The organism is Kribbella sp. (assembly GCF_035687465.1).
Classification (GTDB): domain Bacteria; phylum Actinomycetota; class Actinomycetes; order Propionibacteriales; family Kribbellaceae; genus Kribbella.
Genome location: NZ_DASRXP010000048.1, coordinates 1 through 9746, shown reverse-complemented (window position 1 = coordinate 9746; position 9746 = coordinate 1). Strand labels below are relative to the sequence as shown.

The window sequence follows — 9746 nt, the reverse complement described above, 5'->3', positions numbered from 1 at the left end:
TACACCACCGAGACACCGGTCGAGGTGCTCGGTGCCAAGTACCGCTGGGCCCGCAATGCAGGTCCGCTCGGTTCCTAGTCAGTCAACGTTCCACCCGAGGAAGCCGGTGATGCGATTGGTGAGGGGGGAGTGCACGGGGGAGAGGTAGTTCTCGTCAGCTGGCGTCGATATAAGGAGTCCGCCTTGGACGTCACAAGCAAGACCTCAGAAGTACCCGAAGATCCCGCGGCCACGGCCGCAACCGAGCGGGTCTGGCATGCGGGCAGACTCGAACCGATGCCGATCCGGCCGTTGCCGCCGGCACCGCCGTCCATGCACATCCTCGGTCCGACCGTCTTCCTGGTCGCGCTGGGCGTGGGCATGGGTGAGTCCTACATGTGGCCGCGGCTCGTCCTGGTCTTCGGCCCCGACATCCGCTGGCTGTTCCTGGTCGGTGTGACCCTGCAGGCGTTCGTGCTGCTGGAGATGGCCCGGTACGCGATGGCGACCGGGGAGAGCATCTTCTTCGGCGCCGCCCGCGTCTTCAAACCGATGATGTGGTTCTTCTACGTCGCGGCGATCCTGATCTATATGTGGCCGGGCCATCTATCGGCCGGCGCCTCCGCTTTCGAGGAAGTCAGCGGGATACCTTGGCAGGTGACAGCCTGCGTAGCCCTGGTGTTCGTCGGTATCTTGTTCAGCATGCTCTCGGTGATCTACAACTTCCTGGAGAAGTTGCTCGGTCTGCTGATCGGCGTGCTGGTGGTCGGCACGTCGGTGATCGCCGCGATCGTCGGTAACTGGGACGACCTGGCGAACACCATCACGGGCATGTTCGCCTTCGGGTACTTCCCGGACAAGGCGCTGACGTCGGCCTGGTTCCCGGTCGTGGTCGGCTCGATCGCGTTCGCCGGCCCGTCCGGCATGCAGCAGATGTGGTACACCCTGCAGCTCCGCGACAGCGGCGCCGGTATGGGTGCCCACATCCCGAAGATCCGTGGTCTGCGGTCGTCGGGCGAGGCGGAGGCAATGCCGTCGCGTGGCTACATGTTCGACACCGAGGACCCCGAGGAGATGAAGAAGTGGAAGGGGTGGCGCCGGTGGGTCACCTTCGACGCCCTGCTGCTCTTCTGGGGCATCACCATGCTGGTCACGATCTCCTTCACCGTGCTGGCCCTGTCGGCGGCCCGGGAGAATCCGAACGTGGCCGGGCTGATCGAGGGCGGTGACCGGGATGCAGCACTGCTGGCCATGTCGGACGCGTTCGCGGCGGCCGGCGGTTCCTGGCTGGGCAAGATGTTCTTCGCCTTCATCGCACTGATCGGCCTGAACGCAACTCTCGGTCTGTTCGACTCGTTCAGCCGTGGCCAGGCGGATATGACGTACTACTTCATCCCCGGTGCCAAGCGGTTCTCGATGTCGAAGATCTACGCCGGGTTCCTGTGGGGCGTCATCCTGTTCGGCATCATCATCCTGCTGTTCGGCCCGGCCGACGGTCCGGCGTCGATCCTGGATGTGCTGGCGTTCCTGTCCACCTTCGCAATGGGCGCCTACTGCATAGTGTTGCTCCTGGTGAACAACAAGCTCCTGCCCAAACCGATCCGCCCCGGGCCGCTGCGCAACGCGATCATCGGCTTCGGTGCGGTGTTCTATCTCGGCATGCTGTTCTACAGCCTGATCCGCTTCGGCGTGGTACTGGACTGACATGATCTCGCCAAAGGTTCGGCAACTCGCGGAGTTCGGTCTTCCGGCTTCCGCAGTTGGTGTCGCAGCCGGCCTCATCGCCGGTGGGTTGGGCGCTGCCGCGTCCCAACCCATCGGCTGGGCCATCATCACCGGGCTCGGCCTGGCGGTTCCGCTCGTCGCCTTCGGCGTCGGGTACGCCGTCCTGATCGCGCTCGGCAAAGCTCCGGCCGGGGTCTTCGCACCGGCCGCCGCCTATTGGGCGATCGGGTTCCCGCTCGCTCTCCTGGTTCACGCCATCGCGACCGAGTGGGCAGTCACGGGTACGCCGGGACTACCCCCGGAACCCTTGCAGTTCCTGGCCTTCCGGGCCCTGCTCAGTATGGGATTCGCGATCGGATTCCTCTGGATGCACGAGCAGCTCGGGCGGCTGTGGTGGCCCCGGATCATGGACCACAACAAGTACGCGCACAACACGATCGAGCAGTACGTTCACCTCGCGGAGTCGATGCAAGCCCGCAAGGAGGCCGTAGCCCGGGCCCGTAAGAAGCGGAAGGCCCGAGCCGCCTGATCTCGTAGTACCGCCTAGCCCCCCTTTCGACTAGCACTCTTAGCAAGCCGCCCGCGACTGCATCCGACAGCCGCGGGCGGCTGCGTATCCGGCCTGCCCGGGTACAGACGTCCTGGAGGAGCACATGCACGTATCGATGTCGGCATGGATCATCACCATCGCCGCCCTGCTGGCCCTGCTGGTGCTGGACTTCCTGATCGTGGCCCGGAAGCCGCACGAACCGTCCCTGCGGGAGGCGACCCTGTGGGTGTCCTTCTACGTCGGCATCGCCCTCGTCTTCGGCGTCGGGCTGACGTTCGCGGCCGGCGGCGAGGCCGGTGGGGAGTTCTTCGCCGGCTGGCTGACGGAGTACTCGCTGTCCGTCGACAACCTGTTCGTCTTCATCATCATCATGAGCCGGTTCGCCGTCCCCCGGCAGTACCAGCAGAAGGTGCTGCTGATCGGTGTCGCGCTCGCCCTGGTGATGCGTGGCATCTTCATCGCCATCGGCGCCGAGGCGATCTCACACTTCAACTGGGTCTTCTACATCTTCGGCGCGTTCCTGCTCTTCACGGCCTGGAAGCTGGCCACCTCGAAGGAGGAGGAAGAGTTCAAGGAGAACATCGTCCTGGCCAAGGTGCGCAAGGTGCTGCCGACCACCGAGGGCTACCACGATGCCCGGCTGACCACCCGGATCGACGGCAAGCGGTTCGCCACCCCGATGCTGATCGTGATGATCGCGATCGGTACGACGGACCTGCTGTTCGCGCTGGACTCGATCCCGGCCATCTTCGGGCTGACCCAGCAGTCCTATCTGGTGTTCACCGCGAACGCCTTCGCCCTGATGGGCCTGCGGCAGTTGTTCTTCCTGATCGGCGGGCTGCTGGATCGGCTGGTCTACCTGTCGTACGGGCTTTCCGTCGTCCTGGGCTTCATCGGCGTCAAGCTGATCCTCGAGGCGCTGCACCACTCGGGGGTCTCGTGGGCGCCGGAGATCCCGATCCTGGTCTCGCTGGGGATCATCCTCGGCACGCTCACGCTCACGGCCGTGCTCAGCCTGGTGAAGTCACACCGCGACAGCCGGTCGGAGCCGACGGAAACCAAAGAGCCGGCCGCCGCTGAATGACCGCCTACCAATCAGTCAGCCGTACGTCGCCGCCGGGCGGAGGTCTTCTTCTCGGCGGCGACGGGCTCGGTGGGCGCCGTGCCCGCCTGCAGCTCGTGGTACGCCTTCCGGGTGTGCTCCGTGTGCTCCCGCATGATCTGCGCGGCCTTGTCCTCGTCGCCGTCGCTGATCGCCTTCACCAGGCGGGTGTGCTCGCGCCAGGAGGCCGCGCCGCGGACGGGCGCCACCGGCGTGTAGTACCAGCGGACCCGGCGGTCCACCTGGCCGGCGAAGTCGACCAGGAACCGGTTGCCGGACATCTGGGTGATCATCGCGTGCAGCTCGCCGTTGGTGCGGACCGTGCCGTCGATGTCACCGACCTCCTGGAACGCGGTGCCGACCTTGCAGAGCTCCCTGAGCGTGGCCACGTCGTCCTTGGAGGCGTGCCGCGCGGCCAGCCGGGCAGACTCGGACTCCAGCGCCGCGCGGGCCGCCAGCAGTTGGTCCACCTCGTCCTCGGCGGGCACGTGCACCATCGCGCCGAATCCCGGCCGCAGGTCTACCCAGCCCTCGTTGTTCAGCCGCTGCAGGGCCTCGCGGACCGGTTGGCGGGAAACCCCGAGCATGCCGGCCAGTTCCACCTCGACGAGGTGCCGGCCGCGCTCCAGGGTGCCGTCGATGATCATCTCGGTGAGGGCCTCGTAGACCGACTCACGCAACGGCGTCGGCCGCTTCACGTGCCGGACGCCGGGGGTGTCGGAGGTGGAGTCCGGGCCCGCGCTGATGGTGGTCATGAGGTCCTTCCCGCGAAACGTAAAATGGCACTTGGTAGACAGTCTACCAAGTGCCAGGTCTGTTGCCGAGACTCTGCGCTGAGCCGGCCTTGCTTCCTGCTCTGTTCGTCTTGCTCCCGGTGCTCCGGATCCATGGATCGTGGTCCGCGGGGAGTCCGCCGCCGCGGTCCGGATCCCTTGTCCGGAGCACCGATCGGGTGCGAGGTCAGGCAGCCGACGTCTCGCGAACGTCGCGCCGGTCCCCGTCGTCATGCCGGTTCTCGTCGAACTTGCTCAGCTCGACATCGAGGGCCAGCTCCTGCTGCAGCTCCGGCGAATCCGGGAACTGCGGGCGAGCCGCCAGAGCGCCGAACCTACGGGTGAAAATCATCGCTACCTCTCCGCTCCGGGAAGCTCCCGGAGACTCCTTGGATGGCCAACATTGGCTACTGCATACATTCAACCAGCCTGGTTGACCGGTTATGCCCTCATCTCACGTGATCCCCGTTACAAGGCTGCTTCCCAGCCATTACATACAGGATCCAGTCACGTGAGGTCCGTCACGATCCCTCAGGACTTGGTGGAATACGAGTGCGCACCGGCGCCGGCCAGGCGGCCGCCGTCGACGATCAGGTACTCGTCGCGGATCGGGGTGCCGTCCAACCAGGACTCCAGGATCTCGCGGGTACCGGCGGCGTACCGGGCCTGGGCCGAGAGGGAGGAGCCCGAGATGTGCGGGGTCATGCCGTGGTGCGGCATGGTCCGCCACGGGTGGTCCGCCGGCGCCGGCTGCGGGAACCAGACGTCGCCCGCGTACCCGGCCAGTTGGCCACTGCGCAGGGCGCGGTCGACGGCGTCCCGGTCGGCGATCTTGGCCCGCGCGGTGTTGATCAGGTAGGCGCCGCGTTTCATCGTTCCGATCAGCTTGTCGCCGAACAGTCCTTCGGTCTCCGGGTGCAGCGGCGCGTTGATGGTGACCACGTCGCACACCGGCACCATGCTCGCGGCATCCGGGTGGAAAGTCAGGTTCAGCTCGCGCTCGACCGACTCGGGCAGGCGGTGCCGGTCGGTGTAGTGCAGTTTCACATCGAACGGAGCCAGGCGCCGGAGTACGGCGAGACCGATCCGCCCGGCGGCCACCGTGCCGACGTGCATGCCTTCGAGGTCGTACGAACGCTCCACGCAGTCGGCAATGTTCCAGCCGCCGTCCAGCACGACCTGGTACGACGGGAGGTAGTTCCGGACCAGGCCCAGCGTCATCATCACCACGTGCTCGGCGACGCTGATGCTGTTGCAATAGGTGACCTCGGCAACGGTGATCTTGTTCGCGATCGCGGCATCCAGGTCGACGTGGTCCGAACCGATGCCGGCGGTGATCGCGAGCTTGAGGTTCGGCGCCTTCGCGATCCGCTCGGCGGTCAGGTAGGCCGGCCAGAACGGCTGCGAGATGACGACGTCGGTGTCAGGGAGTTCCCGGTCGAGGACCGAGTCGGCGCCTTCCTTGTCCGAGGTGACGACGAGCGTGTGGCCCTGGCTCTCGAGGAAGTTCCGCAGTCCGAGCTCCCCGGAGACGCTGCCCAGGAGTTCGCCGGGGGTGAAGTCGATGGCCTTCGGGGTGGGGGTGGTCTGACCGCCCGGGTAGTGATCGATCTTCGGCAGATCGTCGCGGGCGTACGAGGTCGGGTAGCCGTCCTTCGGGTCGTCGTACAGCACACACAGCACCTTTGCCATGATGGGCAACTCCTCAACGCTTGAAGGGGGTTCGGTCCCCTCAACCGTTGCGTGGTGGCTGTCGTGGGTCAAAGACTTGCTCGCTATCGCGGCATAGGTCCCGGCTATCAGCCGATCTGCCCGGAATAGCCCGAACCCATCAGGTGCACGTCCAGCAGTTCATCCAGCGCGTTGTGTACGCCGGCCTGCCGGGCGACGTCGAGCAGGGCCCTGGCGAGCACGGGCTCAGGACTCCTCGCGGCGATCACCAGGCCCACCCGTGGACCGTGAGCCGGGCTCTTCAGCGGGAGCACGCGCATCCCGGCCGGTACGCCGAACATGAGCAACCACGCGTGTGAGATCACCGTCGACCAGTGATTGGTCCGGAGGTGGGTGTACAGCCCACTGACGGTGTCGGTCTCGATCGACGGGTTGGCGGTCACGCCGTCATCGGTGAAGTAGCCGTTCATGATCCGCCTGTTCCGCATCTCCGGGGACAGCAGGCAGAGCGGCAGCGTGGCGACCTGGGCCCAGGTCGCCACCGGCAGCTCCGCCAGCGGGCCGTCCTGCGGAGTCAGGAGCAGGTAGCGCTCCTCGTACAGGGGTGTCTTGCGGACCTGGCCGAGTGTGTCGTCGTCGAGATACGTCATCGCCACGTCGAGCTCGTAGTCGGCGAGTTTGTGGGTGATGTCGCGGGACGAGAGCGATTCGAGTGTCACCTTGGCCAGCGTGTGCCGCTCGCAGAAGGGAGTGGTCAGCAACGAGACCACCGGCATCGCGGTCGGGATCGCCCCGAGCCGCAGGGTGCCGGTGAGGCCGCCCCGCATCACGGACAACTCGTGGCGCAGGGCGTCGCGCTCGGCCAGGATCCGCTGGGCCCAGAGCAGTACCCGTTCACCCTCCGGAGTCAGCCCCTCGAACCGCCGGCCGCGCCGGACGATCGGCACGTCCAGCTCCTGCTCGAGCTTCCGGATCGCGGCGGACAGCGAAGGCTGGGAGACGTAACAGGCGTCCGCGGCCCGGGCGAAGTGCCTCTCTCTGGCGAGGGCCACGAGATACTCGAGCTGGCGGAGCAACATTTAGCCTCGTCCCCGCGGACGGCTGCCGGCTGCGGAGAAGGCGGCATACCGTTCGCATGTATACATAATCCAATGCTACGGCCTGCCTCGCGAGTGCGATAGAGCTCAACTGTGACCCAGGTCACAACGAACGCGGGTCGATGCGGAGGGTTCTTGCTCGACGCGTCGGTAAGAGCTCGCAACTTCGAAAGGTACCTCCTGATGGAAAAGGTCAGCTCCACCGACGGCACCGCGATCGCCTACGACACTTTCGGCAACGGACCAGGTCTGATCCTGGTCGCGGGCGCGTTCACCGACCGCTCGTACTACGTTCCGCTCGCCACAGCGTTGTCCTCCGCGTTCACGGTGATCACCTATGACCGGCGGGGCCGCGGTGACAGCGGCGACAGTTCGCAGTACGCGATCGAGCGTGAGATCGAAGACCTGTCCTCGTTGCGGGAAGCGACCGGCGCGGTCTTCGGGTACGCCGACTCGTCGGGCGTGATGTTGCTTCTCCGGGCGGTGGCGGCGGGCGTGCCGTTCGAGAAGCTCGCGATCATGGAACCGCCCTTCCGGGGCGAGGGCGCTCCGCCGGTACCGGACCGCTACGTGGAACGTCTGCAGGAGTTCATCAGGGCTGGCAACCCAGGCGGCGCGGCCGAACTGTTCATCATCGAGGCAGTCGGCCAGCCGGCATCCGCGGTCGAGGAGATCAAGCCCACCCCGATGTGGCCGGCCCTGGAGGCAATGGCCCACACCCTCCTCTACGACGCCGCCCTGATGGGTGACTCCAGCGTCCCCGTGGACCTCTTGGCGGGTGTTCGTACGCCGACCCTCGCCATCCACAGCACCTCTAGCCCCGCTTGGCTGCAAAACGCCACCAAGGCCGCCGCCGACGCCCTCCCAAACTCCCAAGTCGAGGCCCTCCCCGGCCAGTTCCACCAAGTCCCCCCAGAAACCCTTGCCCCGGCACTGACCGCCTTCTACCTCTAGGGCATCCATCTGGCGCCTCGGGATTGACGCGTCGGCTGGTCTGTGAGGGCTCGGTGCTTTGGAGGGGCTGGGGTGAGGAGGCGTTTTAGGCTGGGGGCCAGGGGCTTGTCGATTAGGTGGTGGAGGGTTGCGGCGGCGGCTGCCATCAGGAGCATGGTGGCGGTGACTAGGAGGACTGCGTTCAGGCGGGGGCCCAGGCGGCCGAAGATGATGAAGCCGATGTGGGCGTGGAGGAGGTAGAGGGGGTAGGTGAGGGCGCCTAGTACTGCGAACCATGGGCGGCGAGGCGTTCGGTGAAGCGGAGGGCGCTCAGGAGCATGATGGTGAAGATCGCGATGATGATGGCGATGACTGCCTCGCGGTGGATTTCTGTGCCGTAGCGGATGCCGACGCGGTCCGCGAATCCGAGGGCGCGGGGGATTCGTTGCCTAGGGCAATCAAGAGGATCAGGATGCTTTGTGGGCCGGGGCCGGGGCCGAAGCGGTAGATCAGGCAGAGCGCCATGCCGGCGATGAAGTAGTGCGAGAACTGGGTGTTGAGGAGCAGGTCGGTTGCGTCCGGCAATAGTCCTGCTTCGAAGACGAACGTTGCCGCCAGCCAGGTCCAGAGGAAGACGATGACGCGGCGGCGGGTGATGCCGATCAGGGTGAGGACGAAGATCATCGCGTAGAAGCGCAGCTCGGCCCACAGGGTCCAGTAGACGACGTCGACGTTCTCGATGTTCGGCAGCGAGTTGAGCATGGTGAGGTTGGCGAGATACTGCCCGGCCGATACGGGAAACCTGCCCTGACTGAACCCGATCGAGACCAGCGTGGTCACCGTCACCGCGACCAGTACGCCGGGTATAGCCGCACCACTCTAGAGACCACGAACGACCGGGGTGGGCTGTTCCAGGCACTCAGGAGCACCACGAACCCGCTGATCGTGAAGAACAGGTCGACGCCGAGATACCCGTACCGCGCGATCACGTCGGCGTGCGGGAATTCCATGCCACCCAGCTCACCGGCGTACGCGGAGAACAGGTAGTGGTAGGTCATCACCGCGATGGCGGCGAGGATCCGCAGCAGGTCGATCTCGTGCAACCGTCCAGTGGCCGGACGTCGTGTTCGTGTAGGTGGTATCTGTGGTTCCACCGCTTGGCCCTCCCCCCGATAGTTGCCCGCAACAAGCGTGCGGGCGACCTGAGCAGGACGGGGCGGAAGCTGCCCGGATCGTCGGAATCCTTGCCCCGGTTGCCTGTTCTAGCCGGCGTGATCGTGTAGCGGTCGCCGGAATCCGTACGACGTGGCGGTGGGGCGGTCGGAGTACCGGTCACGCGGTCGCACACGTTGGTGGAGACGTCGGCGAGGTTCGGGGACCCACCCCTGTCGGCGGGCGGGAGGCGCATCTCACGCCGTCGCCGGCGCATGGAGCTCGGGTTCGGGCTCGGGCTGGCCTGGGTTGGGATCTGGGTGCCAGCGCTCGGGCTGGGCCTAGGTCGGGATCTGGCCGCCGGTGCTCGTGCCAGGCCTTGGTCGGGCTTGGGGCTGGAACTGGGCTGGGGGCGGATGGGGGCCGGGGGTCGGCCAGGCTGGTTGCGTTGGGGTGAGGCCTGGGTGGGGGTCGGGAGTTGCTTGGGGTCGTGCCGGTAGCCCGCAGGTGGGGTGTCTGCGGGCTGGTGGCGGTTTGTGGTGCTGGTTGTTAGAAGGGTGGTGGGTCGTCGTCCGGCGGTGGGTCTGGTTTGGCGATGGGGCCGGGGGCTGGGGGGACGGTGGTGTAGCGGTGGCCGGTTGGGGTGGTGAGGGTGGTGGATCCGTCGGGGTTGTTGGTGGCTTTCCAGCCCCAAGCCGGGGTGTCCTTGATGATGTGGTGCAACTCGCAGTAGATGCGTAGATCGGCGAGGTTGGTGGTGCCGG

11 protein-coding genes and 1 pseudogene are annotated in these 9746 nt (G+C 66.3%); 5 read left to right on the top strand and 7 right to left on the bottom strand.

Going from position 1 to position 9746, the window contains the following annotated elements; genetic code table 11:
• From VFG33_RS41205 to VFG33_RS02480, 4 genes are all read left to right on the top strand, one after another.
• On the top strand, positions 1–78 hold a 78-nt coding region (locus tag VFG33_RS41205), incomplete at its 5' end, for a hypothetical protein (RefSeq protein ID WP_414672917.1).
• Between the two features lie 105 nt (positions 79–183).
• Positions 184–1683 carry an Nramp family divalent metal transporter gene (locus VFG33_RS02490; RefSeq protein WP_325021911.1) on the top strand — a complete coding sequence of 500 codons (1500 nt, stop codon included), beginning with the start codon at positions 184–186 and terminating at the stop codon, positions 1681–1683.
• Position 1684: 1 nt separating this feature from the next.
• Positions 1685–2233 (top strand): hypothetical protein, encoded by a 549-nt coding sequence (locus VFG33_RS02485; RefSeq protein ID WP_325021909.1) that lies wholly within the window; start codon positions 1685–1687, stop codon positions 2231–2233.
• Positions 2234–2357: 124 nt separating this feature from the next.
• Entirely contained in the window at positions 2358–3338 is a 981-nt protein-coding gene (locus tag VFG33_RS02480) for a TerC family protein (protein ID WP_325021907.1), read from the top strand.
• Between the two features lie 11 nt (positions 3339–3349).
• Here VFG33_RS02480 and VFG33_RS02475 read toward each other — a convergent pair whose 3' ends face one another.
• From VFG33_RS02475 to VFG33_RS02460, 4 genes are all read right to left on the bottom strand, one after another.
• Entirely contained in the window at positions 3350–4111 is a 762-nt protein-coding gene (locus VFG33_RS02475) for a GntR family transcriptional regulator (RefSeq protein WP_325021905.1), read from the bottom strand.
• 205 nt (positions 4112–4316) lie between these two features.
• Positions 4317–4481, bottom strand: coding sequence for a hypothetical protein (locus VFG33_RS02470; RefSeq protein ID WP_325021902.1), 165 nt, complete (start codon positions 4479–4481; stop codon positions 4317–4319).
• Positions 4482–4660: 179 nt separating this feature from the next.
• A complete protein-coding gene (locus tag VFG33_RS02465; protein ID WP_325021901.1) occupies positions 4661–5821 on the bottom strand; it encodes an NAD-dependent formate dehydrogenase in 1161 nt (386 codons plus the stop codon).
• Positions 5822–5928: 107 nt separating this feature from the next.
• Positions 5929–6879 carry a LysR family transcriptional regulator gene (locus VFG33_RS02460; RefSeq protein ID WP_325021899.1) on the bottom strand — a complete coding sequence of 317 codons (951 nt, stop codon included), beginning with the start codon at positions 6877–6879 and terminating at the stop codon, positions 5929–5931.
• Positions 6880–7080: 201 nt separating this feature from the next.
• Here VFG33_RS02460 and VFG33_RS02455 point away from each other — a divergent pair, with 201 nt between their 5' ends.
• Positions 7081–7851 carry an alpha/beta fold hydrolase gene (locus VFG33_RS02455; RefSeq protein ID WP_325021897.1) on the top strand — a complete coding sequence of 257 codons (771 nt, stop codon included), beginning with the start codon at positions 7081–7083 and terminating at the stop codon, positions 7849–7851.
• A gap of 309 nt (positions 7852–8160) precedes the next feature.
• On the opposite strand, the gene VFG33_RS02450 is transcribed toward VFG33_RS02455, so the two are convergent.
• The 3 genes and pseudogenes from VFG33_RS02450 to VFG33_RS02440 all read right to left on the bottom strand — a co-directional run.
• On the bottom strand, positions 8161–8676 hold the full coding sequence (locus VFG33_RS02450; protein ID WP_325021894.1) for an acyltransferase: 516 nt from the start codon (positions 8674–8676) through the stop codon (positions 8161–8163).
• Positions 8673–8933, bottom strand: coding sequence for an acyltransferase family protein (locus tag VFG33_RS02445; RefSeq protein ID WP_325021892.1), 261 nt, complete (start codon positions 8931–8933; stop codon positions 8673–8675). The genes VFG33_RS02450 and VFG33_RS02445 overlap by 4 nt, the downstream gene beginning before the upstream one ends.
• 598 nt (positions 8934–9531) lie before the next feature.
• Positions 9532–9746, bottom strand: a pseudogene (locus tag VFG33_RS02440) (hypothetical protein); the annotation flags it as partial.